We start from the raw sequence: 20062 nt of genomic DNA on the forward strand, positions 1-20062 counted from the left end.
CAAGATGAGGGGCTTTTTGTTTCTGCTTTTCGCCCTCCTTGCATTCCCTAATTGCAGCAATATTTCGACACACTTTATTTCCTGTGCCGGACAAAATTAACGTTTTGTTCAGGGGATGGGTGCTATAACCCCTGCCTCGTTCATGATGAACCGTGTAGTAGGGAGAGTGACATGCTGGATATGCTGATGGCCATTTGGCATCAGGATTTTGACGCCCTGGTTCAGATGCAGGCGGTACCCCTGCTGATCAGTTGCCTGATGCTGGTACTGCTGCTGGAGTCCGCATTCGTCTTCCTGCCCCTGCCGGGGGACAGCCTGGTACTGCTGGCCGGTGGGTTGGTGGGCATGGGGGTGTTTGGCCCCGAAGTGACTCTTGTCTATCTGCCGTTGGCTGCTGGCATAGGTTCCGTGCTCGCCTACTGGCAGGGACGGGCACTGCAGCGCACCCGCTTTATGGATCATATCGAACGGATGTTGCCTCCCGACAGCCTGCCCAAGGCGACCCGGCTGCTGAAAAAGTACGGTTTTCTGGCGATGTTCTCCTCCCGTTTTATCCCGTTCGTGCGGGTGCTGACCCCCATGCTGATGGGGATTGGCCGCCTGAGCGTGCTGCGCATGTGCGTGGCCAACTTTGCCAGTGCCTTTATGTGGGCGCTCTGCCTCAGTTTGGTGGGCAAGCTGGCGATGAATACCCCCTTCTTTCTCCACCACAGCGAACTGTTGACCCGGGCCCTGCTGATTACCTCGCTGGTGCTGTTTCTGGCGGCCGTCATGGCCATCCTGTTTCGCTGGTTCAAAGGCGGAGCGAAAAATGAGACCAGCCATGACTAGATGACAACCCTTGCCGCACTGGATCAGTGGGCAAGGGGGTTCTCGTGCTGCAGGGGGGCGGAATTGTGCCCATTCGGGTAATGAGCTTTGTGTCGGGTGAGCAGGATGCCTTATCCTGTTTCCAGCCACGCTGCGTTTGCAGCGCTCCAACTCGGGATGGAACCTATGCGCCTCTTCGACTCTCCCTCTGCTTCTCACCGCTCTACCGCTGAAACCGGCGCTCTGCGCCGCCGCTGGTCAACCCTGCTGCTTTGCGGGGTGGTCGGTTTGCTGTCTGGCTGCGGCCCTGCCAAGCCCACCAGCCAAATATCGACCACAGAATCCACAGCCCAGCAGGAGGCCGGGGCGCCAACTTCTGTAGTGCAGGCCAATGCCCGCCAATATCGGGATGCCCCGGCGCTGGCGCTGGTCTTCTCCGGCCCCCTGGCGCCGAAGGCAAACTGGCAGAGCTGGCTCGGGGTCAGTGAGGGGGGCAAGCAGGTGCAGGGGGAGTGGATCCTCGCCGACGATGGTCGCACCCTCTATTTCCCGAACGTTCAGCCCGATAAAAGCTATGAAGTGAGCCTCAAGGCGGGGTTGGGCCCATCCCCCCAGAGCTGGACCCTCAAGACCCGGCCGCTGGAGGCGGGGGCTTCGTTTACTGCCAGCGGCATGGTATTGCCGCTGCGCGACGAGCTACGTCTGCCCATCAGCGCGGTCAACGTGGACGAGGTCAATATCGACTTCTTTCGGGTCGATGCCGAGTATCTGCCCCGTTTTCTGGCGGAGTATCGCCCCGGTGCCGGCATGGGGAACTGGGAGCTTGAACAGATCACCCTGCGCGCCAAGCGGGTGTTCAGCGGACGTTACGCGCTGGAGCTCGATGCCAACCGGCGCGAGACCCGCCTTATTAACGTGAAGGAGCCGCAGCTGGCGGAGGCTGGCGTCTACTTTGCGGTGATGTCGCCCCTTGGCAACTACGACTGGCGCAAGGAGACCACCTATTTCGCGGTGAGCGACATGGGGGTCAGTGCCCGCCGTTACCGCGATCAACTGGAGGTGTTCGTGAGCTCCCTGGCCAGCGCCGACCCGCTCAAGGATGTGCAGCTCTCCCTGCTCGACGAGAAAGGCAACCGGCTGCAGGTGCAAACCACTGATCCGCAGGGCCATCGCCGCTTTGATCAGGTGCAGGGGGCTCGCTTGCTGCTGGCCGAACAGGGCAACCATCTGGCGGTGCTGCGCCTCGATGGGGCTGCGCTCGATCTCTCCACCTTCGATCTCGGCACCCAGCCCTGGCAGGCCCAGCAGTTGTATCTCTTTAGCGGGCGCGACCTCTATCGCCCCGGCGAGCGGCTCGACAGCGAGATCCTGCTCAAGGGACAGGATGGCCAGCTGTTGCCGGGCATGGTGGTGGAGCTGGAGGTGAAACAGCCGGACGGCCAGCTGCTCGAGCAGAAACGGCTGCTGCCGGACAATTTGGGCGCGGCCCACTACGGTCTGCGCCTGCCGGACGATGCGCCGCTCGGGCGCTGGACCATTAACCTCAAGACCGCCGCTGGCAGTCGTTTCGAGTGGCCCTTTTTGGTGGAGGAGTTTTTGCCGGAACGGCTGAAACTGCAGCTTGGCAAGGGGCCGGATGGGGAAGTGACGAGTCTGGACGCAGCCCTGACGCTGCCGCTGCAAGGGGATTATCTCTATGGCGCGCCGGCGAGCGCCACCAAGGCCAAGGCAGAGGTGAAGATCAGCCGCGCCACCATGCCCTTTACCCAGTGGCAGGAGTTCACGCTGGGTGACGTGCTGCTCGCCGAGCAGGCCAAGGATCTCGAGGCGCGCAGTCTCACCCTCAATGAGCAGGGGCAGGGGACTTTTTCGCTTGCTGATGAGCTCGATGGGGTGCGAGCCCTCGGGCCGCTGGAGGTGGCCTATCGGGTGTCGCTCTCCGAGCCCGGTGGCCGCGCCGTCAATCGCAGCCGCACCCAGTATGGCTGGCCTGCGGGCAGCCAGTGGCCGGCACTCAAGGCCGATTTCGTGGCGGATCGGGTGGAAGGGGGCAAGCCGCTCCCCTTCCAGATCCTCAACCTCGATGAGCAAGGTCAACCGGTGGCGGGGGCGGTGAAGGTGCGCCTTATCAACGAGTACCGCGACTACTACTGGCACTACGCCGATGGCGAGGGGTGGAAGTACGAGTTCAACAGCCAGCCTTATCTGGAGCAGGAGCAGACCCTGCAGCTGGATGGCAAGGGGCCGACCCCCCTAAGCTTGCAACTCGCCGCGGGCTGGTATCGATTGGAGGTGGAGAACAGTCAGGGCCATCAATCCAGCCTGCGGGTTGAGATCGGCAGTTACGCCTGGGGCGGCGGTGGCGAGCAGGCACGGCCCGACAAGATTGCCATCACCCTCGACAAGCGCGCTTATCAGGCGGGCGACAAGGCCAAAGTGACGCTGGTAGCCCCGCGCCCCGGCAAGGGGTTGCTTATGGTGGAAGATGGCGACGGTCTGCGCTGGTGGCAGCGCATCGAGCTCAAGGGGGCCGCTGGCGATGCCAAGGATGCCCGCGGCGAGTTCGAGATCCCGGTCAGTCCTGAGTGGCAGCGCCATGACTTGCATATCTCGGCCCAGATCGCCGCGCTAGACAGCGCCTCCAAACCGGTCAGCAAGCAGCAGGGGCAGAGCTTGCGCTCGGTCGGACTGGTGCCGCTCACCCTCGATCGGGAAGCGCGCCGTCTGCCGCTCACCCTGAGCGCGCCTGATAAAGCGGTGCCGCTCACCCGACTGGAGGTGACCGCCACCTCCACCCCCAATAGCCAAGGCCGTGTGGTGCTGGCAGCGGTGGATCGAGGCGTGCTCAATATCAGCGACTACCAGCCCCTCGACCCGTTCGAGATCTTCTTTGGTCGCAAGCGCTTCTCCCAAGATTTGTTCGACAACTACGGGCAAGTGATCCCGCCGCAGGATGGCAAGCTGGCCCGCCTCAACTACGGCGGCGATCGGGCGCCGCTGAAAAAGGGTGGCGCGCTGGAGAGCCGGGTCGAAGTAGCCGCGCTGTGGAGCGGCGAGGTGAATTTTGACCAGCAGGGTAAAGCGGTGATCCCGCTCGATCTGCCCAACTTCAACGGCGAGCTGGCGCTGATGGCGCTGGCCTGGAACGAACAGCAAGTCGGCGAGGCCGAGCGCGCCGTCAAGGTGGTGGCGCCCTTGGTGGCCGAGATTGGCTGGCCGCGCTTTGGCGCCAGAGGCGATGAGACCCGGGCGCTGGTGCAACTGCGCAACATGAGTGGCGAGGATCAGACCCTCTCCCTTGCCTGGACCCTCAACGGTGGGCTGAAAGCAAACGGTGAGCTGCCCGGCACTCTTATCCTTAAAAACGGCGAGGAGCAGTGGTTGACCCTGCCGCTCACCGTGACCGGGGCGAGCGGCGTGGCGAGCCTGCAGTTGGCGGCCAGCGGCAAGGATTTTGCCATCAGCCGCGACTGGACTTTGCCGCTGCGCTCCCCCTGGCCGGCCGAGACTCGCCAGCGCTACCAGATGCTGGCCCCCGGCCAGCAGATGAGCTTTGCGCCAGCTGAGCTGGTCGGGCTGGATCGCGCCAACCTCCAGGGGCTGCTCAGCCTCTCCGGCACTCCCCCCTGGGATCCGGCAGCCCAGTGGCAGGCGCTGGCCGACTACCCCTACGCCTGTCTGGAGCAGACCTTGTCGCGGGCCTGGCCTTACTTGCTGACCACGGCCGATGAGCGGGCCGCCTGGAGCAAACCCGCAGAGGGCAAGAAAGCGGCGAGTGAGGCGGATGTGCAGCGCGCCCTGCTGCAACGGCTGCAGCGGTTGCAACTGCCAAGCGGTGGCTTTGGCCTGTGGGATGGTCGCTCCGACGAGGAGCAGTGGCTCACCGCTTATGCCGCCGACTACCTGCTGGCGCGCAAGGAGGCGGGCGACGCAGTGCCGGAGGCAATGCTCAATCAGGCGCTGAACCGGCTGCAAAGCTATCTCACCGACAGCCAGTATGGCGAGCGCTGGAGCAGTGCCCCCGAGCACAGCCGACTTGCCTATCAGGCTTACAGTGCCTATGTGTTGGCCCGGGTGGGCAAGGCGCCGCTCGCTACCCTGCGCCTTATCTGGGAGCAGCAGGCTGATCACGCTCGCTCCGGTTTGCCGCTCTTGCACCTCTCGCTGGCGCTCTCGACCATGGGGGATGAGCAGAATGCCGCCAAGGCCCTCAGCCGGGCATTGGTGACCGAGCGTGGTGACGACTATCTCGGGGATTACGGTTCGCAGTTACGCGATGGAGCCCTCGAGCTCTCCTTGCTACGCCAGCACAAGCTGGCTGCGGAGCGCTGGCCTGATCTCAGCGCCAAGGTGGCCGACACCCTGGCTCACCGTCAGTGGCTCAGCACTCAGGAGCGGCTCGCCCTGTTGCGACTCGCCCGCTTCGATCCGGCCGTCGACTGGCAGGCCAAGGTAACTTCCTCTCTTGGCAGTGGATCCCTGATCGGTTCGGCTCCGCTACAGCAGGGCACCCCCGAGGCGCTGGCGGCGAGCGCCGTCACTAACGAGGGCAAGGGCTCGCTCTATGTGCAGCGCACTCTGGTCGGTTACCCCGAACAGGCACCGGCACGGATCAGCAAGGGGATGAGCGTGACCCGCAGCTGGTTCAACAGCGATGGTCAACCGTTCGATCCCGCCAAGGTGAAGGTGGGCGATCTGGTGGTGGTGCGGCTCAATGTCAGCAGTGAATCGGCGGTGCCCGATGCCCTGCTGGTGGAGATGGTGCCCGCCGGCTTCGAGCTGGAGAACCCGGCCCTTGGCAACAGCATCAAGCTGGAAGAGCTCTCCATCGAGGGGAAACCGGCGTGGCAGAGCGAGTGGAACGATTATCTCAAGCATCAGGAGTTTCGCGATGACCGCTACACGGCAGCGCTGGATCTGAGCGAGGGGAGCAACCAGCAACTGGTCTACCTGATGCGGGCGGTGACGCCGGGTCGCTATCAGGTGCCGCCGACCCAGGTGGAGGATATGTACCGCCCCGAACTGCGTGCCGTGGGTGAGGATATCCATGAGGTGATCATCTCTGAGTAACATTCCCTCCCTTGAGCGGGTTCGCCCGCTCACTTTCTGGCAGCGTGGCTGGCTGAAATTAGTTCGCACTGGCCACGCTTGCTGGCGCTGGCTTGGTCGCCTGCCACGCTGGCTGCTCTTCTCGGTGCTGGGAGTTGTAGCACTGCTCCTGTCATTGCTGGCGCTGGATAGACTCTTCCCGCCGCCACCGCTCGACCCTGCCTACGCACGGGTGGTGCTCGACATGAAGGGACGACCGCTGCGTGCCTTTGCCGATACCAGCGGCGTGTGGCGTTACCCCGTGACCCTGGAGCAGATCTCCCCCCGCTATATCGAGGCGCTGCTGGGCTACGAGGATCGCTACTTCTGGCGTCATCCCGGGGTCAATCCGGTGGCCATGGTGCGCGGGGTCTGGCAGTGGCTGCGCTATGGGCGGGCTGTATCGGGCGGCTCGACCCTTACCATGCAGGTGGCGCGTCTTATCGAGCCCTACCACCGGAGCGTGCCCGGCAAGCTGCGCCAGATGGCCCGCGCGCTGCAACTGGAGTGGCACTACGACAAGCGCACCCTGCTCACCGTCTACCTCAACTGGGCGCCGTTTGGCGGCAATCTGGAGGGGGTGCAGGCGGCAAGTTTTGCCTATCTCGGCAAGAGTGCGGCCAAGCTGACCTACGCCGAGGCGGCGTTGTTGGCGGTGTTGCCACAGGCTCCCAGCCGCAACCGGCCGGACCGCCATCCCGAGCGGGCCCGCACCGCCCGTGACAAGGTGATGCAGCGGCTGGTAGCGCAAGGCGTCTGGCCCGAACAGGTGTGGCTGGAGGGGCGTATCGAGCCGGTGCTGGCCCGCGGTCACTTCACGCCGATGGAGGCGCCGCTCTTTGCCCGTCTCGCCGCCGACCATCAGGCCGGGGCGCTGGTGCACACCACCATCGACGGGGATCTACAGCGCTGGCTGGAGGGACGGGTGGCGAGCTACATTCGCCGCTTCCCCGAGCAGACCTCAGCGGCGTTGCTCCTGGTAGACAACAAAACCATGGCGGTGCGCGCCTATGTGGGTAGCGCCGAGTATGGCAATTTGCGCCGCCACGGTTATCTCGACATGGTGCAGGCAATCCGCTCTCCCGGCTCCACCCTCAAGCCCTTTATCTACGGTCTGGCCATGGATGAAGGGTTGGTGCACTCGGCCTCTCTGCTCTCCGATGCGCCAAGGCTGGGCTCGGAATATCGCCCCGCCAACTTTTCCGGCGCCTTTCAGGGGCCGGTGACCCTCGCTCAGGCGCTGCAGCAATCCCTCAACGTGCCAGCGGTGCAGGTGCTGGAGGCGCTCGGGCCCGACAAGCTGGTCAGCCGTCTCGACAATGCCGGAGTGCGGCTGGCGCTCTCCGACAAACCCAATCCTGCCATCGCGCTGGGGGCAGCGGGCATTCGGCTTGAGCAGCTGGTGGCGCTCTACAGTGCGCTGACCCGGCAGGGGCAGGTGGCGATGCCGGTCTGGCTGGCGGGGCAGCAGGCGGTGTCACGCCCCTTGCTGAGCCCGGGATCGGCCTGGATCATCTGGCAGATCCTGAGCGCGCAGGGACGGGCTGATCAGCCCTTTGCCAGCGAGGCGACCGGCCGGGTCAACAGGCTGGCCTGGAAGACCGGTACCAGCTACGGCTATCGCGACAGCTGGGCGATGGGGGTCTCCGGTCGCTGGACCATCGGCGTCTGGCTTGGGCGCCCCGACGGGACCCCCATGCCCGGTTTTTACGGCCAGAGCGCGGCGGTGCCGCTGCTGCTCTCGGTCTACTCGCGGCTGGCCGACAACAGCCCCCTGCCGGCACAACCCAACACGGTGAGCGAAGCCGAAGTGTGCTGGCCGCTGGGGCGCAAGGCGAGCGCAACCCTGCCTGAAACCTGTTTGCAGCGACAGAGCGCCTGGTTGCTGGAAGATCGCGATCCACCCACCTTGCCGGATCCCATGGATTGGCCCTCGCCGCTGCGACAGGTGGCACTCACTGCCGAAGGCAAGCCGACCTTGGCCCGCTGCCAGGATGCGGCGCAATCCGGTTTTCGGGCGCTCTGGCCATTGTCGCTGGAGCCGTGGCGGTCCCCCGGCGAGCGACGTCAGTCGCTGCTCGCCAGCAGTTGTGCAGGGGAGGGGCAGAGCGCCGAGCTGCAGGCCCCCATTCGCATCGTGGCGCTGGGGGAGGGCAACCTTATCCGCAGCCAGCGCTATCGGTTGCAGCCCAAGGTGCTGGGCGGTGTCGGCAAGTCGGCTTGGTTTCTCAACGGCCAGCGACTGCGCTGGGACGGGGATCAGGTGCTGAGTGTGGCGGGTCGTTATCAGCTGGTGGTGGTGGATGAAGCGGGCAACAGCGATCGTATCGAGTTTCGCGTGGTGCATCCTGACAGTGATGCCGGCACCATCACCCGTTGATCGTTTTGCCGACAGCCATTGAGGTGAATGTAATTAACTATTTGAAATGCATCAATATTTGATTGGATGAATTAATTTGTGAATAATTACGAGTTCATTCAAATCCAATCGGGAGTTCTCTTTTGCTGCGTGTTCTGTGTCCCTTGCTGGTGCTGATGAGTTCGGGTTGTGCCACAACCAATCATGGTGATCACCATGTTTCTCCTGAACGTACCGGGTTCTATTCACCTTTCGAACCAGCTTCCGAGAGTTTTGCGCGTTGCTATCAGAAACAGTTTGCCTGTACCCCTGCCAATATCCGCCGTGACAGGGCGATGGAGGCGCGCAGGAAGGCGCAAGAGCGGGCCAATCATCGTGGTGATGATTGGTAGGCCGCAGAAAAGGAGAGGGGTTGGCAGATGCCAACCCCTTTTTCATTCCGCCAATTCAGCCCTGTTGGCGCAGATGACCGAGCCGGGTGAAGAAGTGCTGGCTTTTGCGCTGGTGAAAGTGGCTCTTCTTGATGGGATGGAAGATGAGGTTGCTTTCGGGATGGCTCGCTTTTAACTGGTGGAGCATGGCTACGGCGGGCAGGCTGGTGCTGACCAGGGTGGTGAGTGGCATGCTGAGGGTCTCGGGCCCGAGCAGTTGATTGAGCCCTTGCTGAGCCTGCTCAAAGCGGGTCAGGGCCGCCGGGTCGGCATAGCCGCTACCCAGCATGGTGAGCAGGTTGTCGAGGGCCAGATGAAATTCGGCCAACTGCTGGCGAAAGCCGCTGCGCCCGCGCAGGGCAATCAGCTCTGCAAACGGAATGTCGGCCAGGTGAGTGGGCACTTGCAACGGGATCTCGAGGAGGAAGCAATCCTGACCACCGCGATTGTGGTAGCGGGATTCGAGCAGATGGAGCAGGCGGTCGAGATAGTCGTGATCGGTAATAAGCGCCCCGTCATTGGCGAGTGCCCACTCACGGGCAAGGCGCATGGAGATCAGGTTGGCAAAGCGCCGCGCCATTCTGATCCCACCCTCATCCCGGGTCGCAAAGCCGTGAGTCAGGCAAAAGCCGTGCAGTCGCTCCAGTCCCGCCTGATCCGGGCAAAAGCAGTCGTGGTTGGCCTCCTGACGCCAGCGACCAATCAGCTCCTTGTTGCCAAACACCTTGTGGCGGACGAAATCGGGGGCCACCAGGCCGCTTATCTGGCTCTCCAGTTGCGGGGTAATGGCGGCAAAGAAGGCGGCATCGGGCCGCTCGGCCAGCAGATCGGTCTGCTGTTGAAGGGTATCGAGCAGGGCGGTGAGGCCGCTCTTTTCGCTGACGGTGAAGACAAAGGCGAGCCGCTCCAGATAGAGCAGGGCAAATTTGAGCCAGAGCTCGTCGCGTACCTCCATGCCGGGGTAGTAGATATAGGTCTTCATCGGATCAGTCTGTTGTCAAAAATCTGGCGAGGCGCAGGGTCGGGAATATACGCAAGATTGGCGCTGCACGGCAAACACTGCGTGGGGTAATGTGAGCAAACGCTCATCCAGTAGGCGCTGGCCACAAAGTTCTGATATAATTCGCGCCCTTAAATCAAGGTCACCCGAGTCATTACCATGAAGTTCATTATCAAGCTGTTCCCGGAAATCACCATCAAGAGCAAGTCGGTTCGCCAGCGCTTTATCAAGATCCTGCAGGGCAATATCCGCAATGTCCTGCGCCGCTTCGACGACGATGCCCGCGTACGGATGGATTGGGACAAGCTGATTGTGAGCTCCCGCAATGACCAGTTCCGCGAGCAGGCAATCGAAGCCCTGGCCTGCATTCCCGGCATTCAGGCCTTCCTCGAGGTACAAGCCAGCAAGTTTACCGATCTGCACGACATCTTCGAGCAGGTGAAAGCCGTTTGGGGCGACCAGCTCAAGGGCAAAACCTTCTGCGTGCGCGCCAAGCGCCACGGCAAGCATGAGTTCTCCTCCCTCGAGGTTGAGCGCTATGTGGGGGGCGGTCTGAACCAGCACTGCGAAAGCAATGGTGTGCGCCTCAAGAACCCGGATGTGAAGATCAACCTCGAGATCGACGGCGAGGAGCTCTTCATCGTCAGTGCTATTCATCAGGGTCTGAGCGGTATGCCTATCGCGACCCAGGAAGATGTGCTGAGTCTGCTCTCCGGCGGTTTTGACTCCGGTGTGGCTTCGTTCCAGTTCATCAAGCGCGGCTGCCGGGTGCACTACTGCTTCTTCAATCTGGGCGGTGCGGCCCACGAGATCGGCGTCAAGCAGGTGGCTTATCACCTGTGGAACCGCTTCGGTTCATCCCACCGGGTACGTTTCACTGCTGTGGACTTCGAGCCGGTGGTCGCCGAGATCCTCGAGAAGATCGACAACGGTCAGATGGGCGTGGTGCTCAAGCGGATGATGATGCGTGCTGCCGCCAAGGTGGCCGATGAATTCCAGATCCCGGCGCTGGTGACCGGTGAGTGTGTGGGTCAGGTCTCCAGCCAGACTCTCACCAACCTGAACGTGATCGACCGGGTGACCGACAAGGTGATCCTGCGCCCGCTTATCACTTGGGACAAGCCGGATATCATCAGTGAAGCCCGCCGCATCGGCACTTTGGAGTTTGCCGAGACCATGCCGGAGTATTGTGGGGTCATCTCCAAAAAGCCGACCGTGAAGGCCGAGCTCTCCCGCATTGAAGAGGAAGAGGCCAATTTTGACTTCTCCATTCTGGACAAGGTGGTGGCCGAGGCCCGTTACCTCGATATCCGCCGTATCGGTGAAGAGACTGCCGCTGAAGTGCAAGAGGTGGAAACGACTCAGGTACTGGGCGCTGACGAGGTGATCCTGGATATCCGCTCTGCCGATGAACACGACGAGAAGCCGCTGGTGGTGGAAGGGCGTGAAGTACTGCATATCCCCTTCTTCAAGCTGGCCACCGCCTTTGGCGATCTGCCCAAGGAGAAGACCTACCTGCTCTACTGCGATCGCGGTGTGATGAGCAAGCTGCAGGCGCTCTATCTGAAAGAGAAGGGCTTTGACAACGTCAAGGTGTACCGCCCATAAGCGTGTTTTTTACCTTCAATAAAAAAATCCGGCCAATGTGCCGGATTTTTTTATTTCACAGAGTGAGCCATGACTATCAGGGACAGGGAACCGGAGTGAAGGAGTCTTGCCCCTGACAACGCCAGCCCATTTCCGCCTCCCGCATCTGCCACAGGTTGTTGCTGCGATAGAGGGTCAGGATGTAGATCATGTCGCTCTTGCTACCGTCGAGGGCGACCGAAAGCACCAGATCATTGTCCAGCTGCTGGGCATGGATGCGGCTGGGCGTGTCACCATGACCGACGAATCGCAGAGCTACCTCACGGTAGTCATTGACCCAGTTTTGCTGTTGATGGCTTGCCTGGCGTATCTGTTGGTTGAACTGCTGCACCGGCGCCGAGGCCAGTCGTCCAAATACCACTTGTGCTTCGGCGTGGGCTGCCGTCACGTTCGCCAGGAGGAGGGTGGTAAGCATACCGATTTTGCGCATGAGAAGTTCCGGCTAACAACGACTGCTTCTATGACAACAGAAAAGCCTATTTGGTTCAACGCGTGGCACACAGCGACATGATGACGCTGTGGGCCTGCTCTCAATTGCGTTGCAGCGAGAAGGTGGGCAGCGACAGATGCCAGTAGATAGCCGCGACCCGCAGGCCAAACACGGCCGTCATGCAGATGAGCATGGCCGTTACCCTGTCCATGTTTGCCTCCAGCGCCAGGGTATAGAGAATGCCGCCAAGGATACAGGCGGTGGCATAGATCTCTTTTTGCAGCACCATGGGGACCTCCCGCGCCAGTACATCGCGGATCATGCCACCAGCTACCCCGGTCATGGTGCCCATGATCACGGCAATCAGCCCCGGGGTGCCGAAGTTGAGGGCCTTCTGGGCACCGATCACGGTAAAGAGGGCCAGCCCGAAGGCATCCGCCACCGGCAGTACATACCAGGGCATCCTGCGGGGCAGCTTGACCATCCACATACCGATCAGCGCCGTCGCAATGACGACCCAGATATAGAGGGGATCGCGTACCCAGAACACGGGGGTGGCTCCCAGGATCATGTCACGGATGGTGCCGCCGCCGATGGCAGTGACCGCCGCCAAAACCATGACGCCAAACCCGTCCATTCTGAGTCGGCCAGCCACCAATACCCCTGAAAACGCGAATACCGCAGTACCAAACATGTCGCTGATGTAAACAATCTGCTCAACCAGTGTCTGCATGGAGAACAACTCACGCCAAATTGTTGATGGGGCCGCGATTTTAGGGGCTGGTGAGCCCAATCGCCAACAGTGCTCGACAAAATTGAGAGTCGGGACGGATTTTTTCTCGCAGCACGAACGGTAGTGTCTCGTTTGCTCCCTGCCGTTGGCGAGCTTCAGAAGGTTGAGTCTGTCACTGGTTTTGGCCCGATTTTTTCCTTAAGTATCCCCCCGACCTGCCGATATATAAGGTAAGCGGCGTTAATGCGATGAAGCGTTGAAAAAAATGCTAAAGACATCCAAAAACGAGCCGTTAAATAAGACGCATCGGGCACAGAAAATAATAAAGCCAGAGCAAATAGAAGAGTAAATTTAATAGCTTAGGAGAATAGTCATGGGCCTTTATATCAACACTAACGTTTCATCACTCAACGCTCAGCGTAACCTGATGAATACGACCAAATCACTGGATACTTCCTACACTCGACTGGCATCTGGCTTGCGTATCAACAGTGCCAAAGATGATGCCGCGGGTCTGCAAATCTCCAACCGTTTGACCTCTCAAATCAGCGGGTTGGATCAGGGTAACCGTAACGCCAACGATGGTATCTCTGTAGCTCAGACTGCTGAAGGTGCGATGGATGAAGTCACCTCCATGCTGCAGCGTATGCGTACTCTGGCTCAGCAATCAGCCAACGGCTCCAATAACACTGATGACCGTACTGCGTTGCAGCAAGAGTACACTCAACTGATGACTGAAATTGACCGTGTTGCTAAAGATACCACGTTCGGTGGTCAAACCTTGCTCAATGGTGGGTACGTAGGTTCTTTCCAGGTGGGGGCAGATGCAGGCCAAACAATTACGTTTAAAATGACATCGGCTTTTACTATCAAAGGGATGGCTTCGGCTACGAAGGGGAATGCTACAGTCGCGACAACTACAACAGGCGAGCCTTACACTGTGACTAAAAGCAACACAGGTAATGTCACAACTACAAGCATCAGCACTATTACTACAGCCAAAGATGCTCAAACAGCTATGGCAAACTTGGATTACATGATTAAAGTTGTTGATAGTAAACGTGCTGAGCTAGGTGCTGTTCAGAACCGTTTTGATTCTACCATTCGTAACCAAGCTAACGTATCTGAAAATGTCAGTGCTGCCCGCTCACGTATCCGTGATGCTGACTTTGCAACTGAAACCGCCAACCTGACCAAGCAGAACATTCTGCAGCAAGCAGCGTCGACCATTCTGTCTCAGGCAAATCAGCGTCCGCAGTCTGCACTGTCACTGCTGCAAGGCTAACAAAAGAAAACAGGGCGGTTGTTCAGGCCGCCCTGATCAAGAGATGGAACAAAGGGGTGTTCGGGTCGCACTCTGTTCTATCGGGAGAGATATAAATCTCTACTAGTGATGCCAAGTGTTGTCCAGTTGTTCAGTTCTGTCACGCTTGGTCATATTCTCCTGAGCATATGCTCATCTTTAGGCCGGTTTACCGGCCTCTTTTTATTGTGCCGCCAAATTGACGTCACTCTATCAGCAATTAGCATGAACCGTGCCAACATCCTTCTTCCTGTAAACTGGGTCATCATCAGCTGTGAGTTGTATGGTTATGCTGCTTAATTCATATCCTGTTGCCGCTTCCCGGAGAAAACTTGCCGCTTTAGGCAACAATTTTCCTAAAGCTTGCCTCTGTGCTGCCGTTAAATAAAGTGAAGCAATCGAGGGGTGTTCGGAATCCAACGTTTGCACTACTGCGGGTGACCTGTTCGTTCAAACAGACACCCGCCTGAAGAGACAGGAATGTTCAACCTCCTCTTCAAACGGTGGGCCGTCGTTTTGTTTGGACGACGCAACCTGCAGTTGCATGTTCTTCGGGAGAATATTTTATGGCTATGTACATTAACACCAACGTTTCATCACTGAACGCCCAGCGTAACTTGATGAATACCAACAAATCGCTGGATACCTCCTATACCAGGTTGGCATCCGGTCTTCGTATCAACACAGCCAAGGATGATGCTGCTGGTTTACAGATTTCCAACCGTTTGACTTCACAGGTTAACGGTTTGGACCAAGGTAATCGTAACGCTAACGATGGTATTTCTGTGGCACAAACTGCTGAAGGTGCGATGGATGAAGTGACCTCTATGTTGCAACGGATGCGCACTTTGGCTCAGCAATCAGCGAACGGTTCCAACAACACGGATGATCGTGTCGCTTTGCAGCAGGAATATGACCAACTGACGACAGAGATAAATCGTATTTCTGGCGATACCACTTTTGGTGGTCAAAAGCTGCTTGATGGTACTTATAAAGGATCCTTCCAGGTCGGTGCAGATGCAGGGCAAACAATTACCTTCAAGATGACATCTGCTTTCACGATCAAGGGTATTGCATCTGCGACAAAAGGGAGTGCAACAGTAACTACCAGTACCACTGGTGAGCCTTATACTGTTGCTAAAGCAACTACAGCGGTTACTACAACTAGTGTTAGCAGTATTAAAACCGCTAAAGATGCTCAGACAGCCATGGCCAACCTTGATTTCATGATAAAGGCCGTGGATAGCAAACGGGCAGAGTTGGGTGCGGTGCAGAACCGGTTTGACTCGACCATTCGCAACCAGTCCAATGTGTCCGAGAACCTGAGTGCTGCACGTTCGCGTATCCGTGATGCAGACTTTGCGACAGAAACAGCCAACCTGACCAAGCAGAATATCCTGCAGCAGGCGGCATCAAGTATCCTGGCGCAAGCCAACCAAAGACCGCAATCTGCTCTGTCCCTGTTGGGTTAACGGGCAGTGATGAGATAGAAAAGGAGCGACGATATGGCCAATGACATTGGAATTCCCTCATCGGTCACTCCTTCTTCTCTTCAGTCAAGTAGCAAGAGCGGCCAATCGGCCGCTCAAGTGCTATCTGGCATGGCGGAAGAGCAGCGGGTGATGACACAGGATGTGGAAAAGCAACAAGAGGAGCGAGCTAAAGAAAAGGTTCGCAAGTCTGATGTCTCTGATAAGGATATTGAAAAAGAGGTACAAAACTTGCAAGAGTTCAGCAAGTTACAGGGATGGACCGTCAACTTCAGCGTCGAAAAGGATCTCGAGCAAGTTGTTATCAAGGTGATGGACGCCAATACCAAGTCAATGATCCGTCAGATCCCAAGTGAAGAGTTGCTGGCTATCAGCAAGCGTCTCAAGGAGCTGCGTGAAGGTGATGTTATAGGTGGTGGCTCAAGAGTCGGATTATTGCTTGATAAAGAGATTTAATACGCAAGTTTTACGAGGAGAGTGAGAATGGCCACAATTACGTCTGCCGGTGCCGGCTCCGGACTCGATCTGGAGTCAGTGATTAGCGCCAGTGTCAATGCCAAAAAGGCACAGCTGATGCAGCCCATCACCACCAAGAAGACCAATGCTCAGATCACTCTCTCAGGGGTTGGGCAGTTGAAATCGGCCATCGCCTCTTTTGTGACGACACTCCAAGCCATGTCCAAGGATGATGCGTTCAACAAACGCTCGATTAATATTACCCAGGATAAAGATAATCCGGTGCTTAAGGTGGAGAGCAAAACGGGTTCCTCTAACGGGCAATACGATATAACTGTCGAAAAGTTGGCGAAAACTAGCAAATTTGAAGGCAGTTTTGACTCTTCGACAACTCCAATGATCACTCAAGATGGAACTTTGACGTTTAAGGCCGGTGATAAAACCTTTGATGTTGATGTGAAAGTGGGGGACTCGTTACAGTCCATCCGTAAACGCATCAATAATGATGGTGATAATTTTGGTCTTAATGTCAACATCATGAACACATCTGATGGTAAATCTAAACTCGTTATTGACTCTGGGGTGAGTGGGAGTGGCAAGGATCTGGAGATCACCGGAAGCACCACTGAGTTGGCAGATAACTTCACTTCTAAATTGTCAAAAACTCAATCCGCGCAAGATGCTCAAATCAAGGTAGATGGAAGTACGCTGACCAGTGCTACCAACACATTTGATGGCACTATAGTTGGCCTCAAACTGACAGTTTTGAGGGAATCAGATAGTACGAGTACGACTGCAAGCGATGGTTCGGTGACCAAGACTTACAAGTCCAACAAAGTTGACGTGACCACCGACAAAGCTGGCATCAAGGACATGGTCAAAAGCTTTGTTGACGGTTACAACGCACTGGTTAAAAAGAGTAATGATCTTGGCAAGCGCAACTCGATAGTGGCAGGGAAGAGCCAGAATGATGGCGGTGCTCTGGCGGGGGATGCAACGACGCGTGCCGTGGTCAATATGATGAATGGCATTATCACCGAGCCCTCACAAAAGTCCTCTACTTACTCAACGATTTTCCAGATGGGTATAAAGATGGATAACAAGGGGGTATTGTCTATCGACGATACCAAGTTCAACGAGGCTATAGACAAGAATTTCGATCAGGTCGTGGCAGTTTTTGGCGGCAAGGATGGGGTCGCAGGTCAGTTGGCCAGCCAGCTGGAAACCTATTCCAAGACCGGTGGTTTGCTAGCTAAGCGAGAAGATTCTCTGAATTCAGATCTGCGTGAAGTGAGCCGCAAAGAGTCAGATGTTGCCACTCAGCTGACCAAGTATCAAGAGACCTTGCGTGCCCGTTACGGAAGCCTGGATGCCATGCTGGCCAAGATGAACAAGTCGGCTTCATATTTGAATCTGCTAAATACCCAAAATAGTTAATTTGAAGTGATGAGTGGTGTCTCATATGTATCGTAAAAATATAAAAGCCTATACCACCCAGAATCTGCAATCCGAATTGGCAGTAGCTGATCCTTACCGCGTGATTCAACTTTTGATGCAAGGGGGCCTGGAGCGTCTGGCTCAGGCTCGCGGTGCCATCGAACGTCGAGATTTTGAGCAAAAATCCCAATCTATCTCCAAAGCCATGGCTATCATCAACGGGCTTCAAGATTCGCTTGATCTCTCTTATGGTAAGGTTCCCGAAGATCTTTTTGCCCTTTATGACTATATGAAATTTCGGATGATGGATGCTAGCCGTGATATGGATATTACAGCTATCGATGAGGTGATGAATCTGATGCTGACCGTGAAAAGCGGTTGGGATGCCATTCCTGTCGAGGAGCGTGACAAGGCCTTGGCTCAACAAAAGATAGGCCGAGCCGAATGAGTAATAACCGTTTGCCAGAATTAATCGCAGCAGGTCAAGAGTTACTGACCCTGTTCGACCAGGAGGATGTGCAAACGGCTGAACAGTTGATCGATCATTATCTCATTCTCCTTGATGCTGTTTTCCAGCATATCCAGCCACATGTAGTTATTGATATGGAGCACCAGCAAGCATTGGTGCAGTTTCAAACCTTACATGAGCGGATAGAACATGCAAAGAATCAGACAGAAACAGCTTTGTGGAAACTTTCAAAAGCAGGTCGAGCATCTGATATGTACAAGCTGAACGCGGGTTAGTACTACATGGATATTCATAAAAAAATTACAGATATAGAAAATGAGTTGGCCCGACTCGCGCAGCAAAAGCAGCAAGAAACTGCAATGCAGGAGGTGCTTCCGCTGCGCTATGAACTCAACATGGCTGCGTTTGCCAAGTACATGCCCGCCATTCATGACTTTTTCAAAGCATACCAGCCTGCCAGGCCTTTTCGTTTCTTCTGTAATGAAAATGGCGTTCCCAATATTCTGTGGCTTGACGAGGGCGTCTCGCTTTATGGGGACGATCCATTTAGCGAGGTTCAGTCGCAGATTGCCGAGGTCATTGAACAAAGCGTTTTGCAGTGCATCGATTTTGTGCCTCAGTGGTATATCGACGGCCAAATCCATATCAAATACAACAATGAAATCTCCAAATTAAAAGAGAAGTCAGCGCTGGAAGGATTGCGTCTCAACGCGGCATTACATTCTGATATTCCTCTGGCACTGATGTATGGCATTGGTTTGGGCTACCAGCTCGGTTGCTTGTATGAACAGTGCAAGATCAAGAATCTGTTTGCTTTTGAGCCTGATCTTGACATGTTTTATGCCTCGCTTTTCTGCTTTGACTGGCATCAGCTGCTCGCCTACATGGATGAGGAGTCGATCAGCCTTCATCTCTTTATCGGTGTTGACGAGCAATTACTGGTCGCTGACATGATGGAGGCGCTGCATCGCAAGGGCGCATTCTGGTCGGCAAGCTATTTCTCCTTTTGCCATTACCACTCTCCCAAGCTAGACGCCTTGATAACACAGGTAGAAAGGGAGTTTTATCTGCTCAAGACGGGGTGGGGGTTCTTTGATGACAACATCTATGCACTTGCCCATAGCCACACCCATCTGCAAGATGGCACCCCCTTTTTGAAACGCTGGAGGGATAGCCGTCCCTTCGAACAGGTCCCGGTCTTTGTGGTTGGCAATGGTCCCTCACTGGATCAGAGCATCGAGTTCATCCGGCAGCATCAGCAGCAGGCCATCATCATCGCATGTGGTACGGCGGTCAGTGCGCTGTATAAAGCTGGCGTCAAACCGGATATCTACGTTGCAGTGGAGCGAACTAAAAGCTCTGCGGATTTTCTGAATATTCTCAATGCCGATGACTTTATCAAGGATACGGTGTTTCTGAGCGTTGATGTCATCCATCCTGAATGCAAGCGCTTTTTTCGCAAAACAGGATTGGCATTCAAGCCCAATGAGCCGATGTTCTCCATGCTGATTAGCGCGTTTGGTCAGGCATTCGAGTACGATAATATCGAATTTTCCAATCCGTTCGTTGGTAATACCGGCCTCAATTATGCGGCCTTGCTTGGCTTCAAGCAGGTGTATTTGTTTGGTATCGACAATGGCTATAAAACAGCCGGACAGCATCACTCCAGCCTGAGTCTCTATTACAACGACAAGCAAGAGGCTAAATACCAGGAAAACTTAAAGAATACTTTCCCGGCACCGGGTAACTTTGGCAACGAAGTGCGTATCAACCATCTATTTGGACTGGCCATTCATAATATGGCCCGTGTATTGCGTGATTATCCCGAGATGCAGTGCGTCAACAGTAGTGACGGCGCTTATATCGAAGGGGCGATCCCTCGCCGTGTTGAATCGTTGCAACCAGAATGGCCGGTACTTGACAAGATCGCACTCATGGATGAAGTGATGGCGACTTGTTTCCAGCCTTTTGACATGGCCAGTTTTGATTTTGCCGCTGCGTTGCAGGTGCCGCTGTTCGTTGAGCTTGTGGACAAGTTCCGTGATGACTGGCGCCAGGTAGCCTGTGAGCACAACGCGGTGCTGGCTATGATGCAACGCCATCACGACTATCTGCTTTATCTGTTGATGAGCCGCGAATCCCATCTCTATCGGGTCTTGATCGGTTCAATGAACTATTTCTACGCCAATATCATCAGCCTGATGATGTCGCAGGTGACAGCAGAACCCGAGGTACTGGCGGTCAAGATAAAAGAGGCGCAGGCAATCCTGGAGTTATTTTTCGAGGACAGCAAAGTGATGTATGCCGATGCGTTCGATGGCCATGATACCACCTACTTTACCGGCCTGGATGTGTTCAAGCGCTAGTCCTTGAATCGGATGGGGATGACTCTGTTCATCTCCATTTCCT

Annotated in this window: 14 protein-coding genes; 11 read left to right on the forward strand and 3 right to left on the reverse strand. The window is 56.7% G+C overall.

The genetic code is table 11. The features are described from left to right. The first annotated feature begins 171 nt into the window (after positions 1 to 171). The 3 genes from AACT07_RS10940 to pbpC all read left to right on the forward strand — a co-directional run bounded on the left by AACT07_RS10940 (position 172) and on the right by pbpC (position 8278). Positions 172 to 831, forward strand: coding sequence for a DedA family protein (locus tag AACT07_RS10940; RefSeq protein ID WP_069527702.1), 660 nt, complete (start codon positions 172 to 174; stop codon positions 829 to 831). Between the two features lie 165 nt (positions 832 to 996). Beyond that, a complete protein-coding gene (locus AACT07_RS10945) occupies positions 997 to 5880 on the forward strand; it encodes an alpha-2-macroglobulin family protein (RefSeq protein ID WP_069527703.1) in 4884 nt (1627 codons plus the stop codon). Between the two features lie 52 nt (positions 5881 to 5932). Continuing rightward, complete coding sequence (gene pbpC / locus AACT07_RS10950; protein ID WP_253182255.1) at positions 5933 to 8278, forward strand: penicillin-binding protein 1C; 2346 nt, start codon at positions 5933 to 5935, stop codon at positions 8276 to 8278. 426 nt (positions 8279 to 8704) lie between these two features. Here the strand turns inward: pbpC and AACT07_RS10955 are convergent, their stop codons facing one another. Next, positions 8705 to 9670, reverse strand: coding sequence for a hypothetical protein (locus AACT07_RS10955; RefSeq protein ID WP_069527707.1), 966 nt, complete (start codon positions 9668 to 9670; stop codon positions 8705 to 8707). A gap of 177 nt (positions 9671 to 9847) precedes the next feature. Here AACT07_RS10955 and thiI point away from each other — a divergent pair, with 177 nt between their 5' ends. Then, on the forward strand, positions 9848 to 11296 hold the full coding sequence (thiI, locus tag AACT07_RS10960) for a tRNA uracil 4-sulfurtransferase ThiI (RefSeq protein ID WP_069527708.1): 1449 nt from the start codon (positions 9848 to 9850) through the stop codon (positions 11294 to 11296). Between the two features lie 76 nt (positions 11297 to 11372). Here the strand turns inward: thiI and AACT07_RS10965 are convergent, their stop codons facing one another. Both AACT07_RS10965 and AACT07_RS10970 read right to left on the reverse strand, forming a co-directional pair. Then, complete coding sequence (locus AACT07_RS10965; RefSeq protein ID WP_005333978.1) at positions 11373 to 11765, reverse strand: hypothetical protein; 393 nt, start codon at positions 11763 to 11765, stop codon at positions 11373 to 11375. Between the two features lie 100 nt (positions 11766 to 11865). Then, positions 11866 to 12498, reverse strand: coding sequence for a trimeric intracellular cation channel family protein (locus AACT07_RS10970; protein ID WP_005333975.1), 633 nt, complete (start codon positions 12496 to 12498; stop codon positions 11866 to 11868). Positions 12499 to 12871: 373 nt separating this feature from the next. Here AACT07_RS10970 and flaA point away from each other — a divergent pair, with 373 nt between their 5' ends. The 7 genes from flaA to AACT07_RS11005 all read left to right on the forward strand — a co-directional run bounded on the left by flaA (position 12872) and on the right by AACT07_RS11005 (position 20019). Beyond that, positions 12872 to 13783, forward strand: a complete 912-nt coding sequence (gene flaA / locus AACT07_RS10975; protein WP_069527710.1) for a flagellin A — start codon at positions 12872 to 12874, stop codon at positions 13781 to 13783. Between the two features lie 584 nt (positions 13784 to 14367). Continuing rightward, positions 14368 to 15273 (forward strand): flagellin B, encoded by a 906-nt coding sequence (gene flaB, locus AACT07_RS10980; protein ID WP_069527712.1) that lies wholly within the window; start codon positions 14368 to 14370, stop codon positions 15271 to 15273. Between the two features lie 33 nt (positions 15274 to 15306). Then, positions 15307 to 15747: a flagellar protein FlaG gene (locus AACT07_RS10985; protein ID WP_069527714.1), complete on the forward strand. Its 441-nt coding sequence runs from the start codon at positions 15307 to 15309 to the stop codon at positions 15745 to 15747. Positions 15748 to 15774: 27 nt separating this feature from the next. Next, a complete protein-coding gene (gene fliD / locus AACT07_RS10990) occupies positions 15775 to 17184 on the forward strand; it encodes a flagellar filament capping protein FliD (protein WP_069527716.1) in 1410 nt (469 codons plus the stop codon). 25 nt (positions 17185 to 17209) lie between these two features. Further along, positions 17210 to 17632, forward strand: coding sequence for a flagellar export chaperone FliS (fliS, locus tag AACT07_RS10995; RefSeq protein ID WP_069527717.1), 423 nt, complete (start codon positions 17210 to 17212; stop codon positions 17630 to 17632). Next, positions 17629 to 17928, forward strand: coding sequence for a hypothetical protein (locus AACT07_RS11000; RefSeq protein WP_139123810.1), 300 nt, complete (start codon positions 17629 to 17631; stop codon positions 17926 to 17928). The genes fliS and AACT07_RS11000 overlap by 4 nt, the downstream gene beginning before the upstream one ends. Before the next feature lie 6 nt (positions 17929 to 17934). Beyond that, complete coding sequence (locus AACT07_RS11005) at positions 17935 to 20019, forward strand: motility associated factor glycosyltransferase family protein (RefSeq protein ID WP_069527719.1); 2085 nt, start codon at positions 17935 to 17937, stop codon at positions 20017 to 20019. Positions 20020 to 20062 lie beyond the last annotated feature (43 nt).

Source organism: Aeromonas sp. ANP5, assembly GCF_963870295.1.
In the GTDB taxonomy this organism is placed as follows: domain Bacteria; phylum Pseudomonadota; class Gammaproteobacteria; order Enterobacterales; family Aeromonadaceae; genus Aeromonas; species Aeromonas veronii.

Bases quoted from the DNA above. Each gene is read 5' to 3' on its own strand.
- AACT07_RS10970 (WP_005333975.1), bottom strand. From the start codon at position 12,498: ATGCAGACACTGGTTGAGCAGATTGTTTACATCAGCGACATGTTTGGT.
- AACT07_RS10940 (WP_069527702.1), top strand. From the start codon at position 172: ATGCTGGATATGCTGATGGCCATTTGGCATCAGGATTTTGACGCCCTG.
- thiI (WP_069527708.1), top strand. From the start codon at position 9,848: ATGAAGTTCATTATCAAGCTGTTCCCGGAAATCACCATCAAGAGCAAG.
- AACT07_RS10985 (WP_069527714.1), top strand. From the start codon at position 15,307: ATGGCCAATGACATTGGAATTCCCTCATCGGTCACTCCTTCTTCTCTT.
- AACT07_RS11000 (WP_139123810.1), top strand. From the start codon at position 17,629: ATGAGTAATAACCGTTTGCCAGAATTAATCGCAGCAGGTCAAGAGTTA.
- fliS (WP_069527717.1), top strand. From the start codon at position 17,210: ATGTATCGTAAAAATATAAAAGCCTATACCACCCAGAATCTGCAATCC.
- flaB (WP_069527712.1), top strand. From the start codon at position 14,368: ATGGCTATGTACATTAACACCAACGTTTCATCACTGAACGCCCAGCGT.
- fliD (WP_069527716.1), top strand. From the start codon at position 15,775: ATGGCCACAATTACGTCTGCCGGTGCCGGCTCCGGACTCGATCTGGAG.
- AACT07_RS10945 (WP_069527703.1), top strand. From the start codon at position 997: ATGCGCCTCTTCGACTCTCCCTCTGCTTCTCACCGCTCTACCGCTGAA.
- AACT07_RS11005 (WP_069527719.1), top strand. From the start codon at position 17,935: ATGGATATTCATAAAAAAATTACAGATATAGAAAATGAGTTGGCCCGA.
- AACT07_RS10955 (WP_069527707.1), bottom strand. From the start codon at position 9,670: ATGAAGACCTATATCTACTACCCCGGCATGGAGGTACGCGACGAGCTC.
- flaA (WP_069527710.1), top strand. From the start codon at position 12,872: ATGGGCCTTTATATCAACACTAACGTTTCATCACTCAACGCTCAGCGT.
- AACT07_RS10965 (WP_005333978.1), bottom strand. From the start codon at position 11,765: ATGCGCAAAATCGGTATGCTTACCACCCTCCTCCTGGCGAACGTGACG.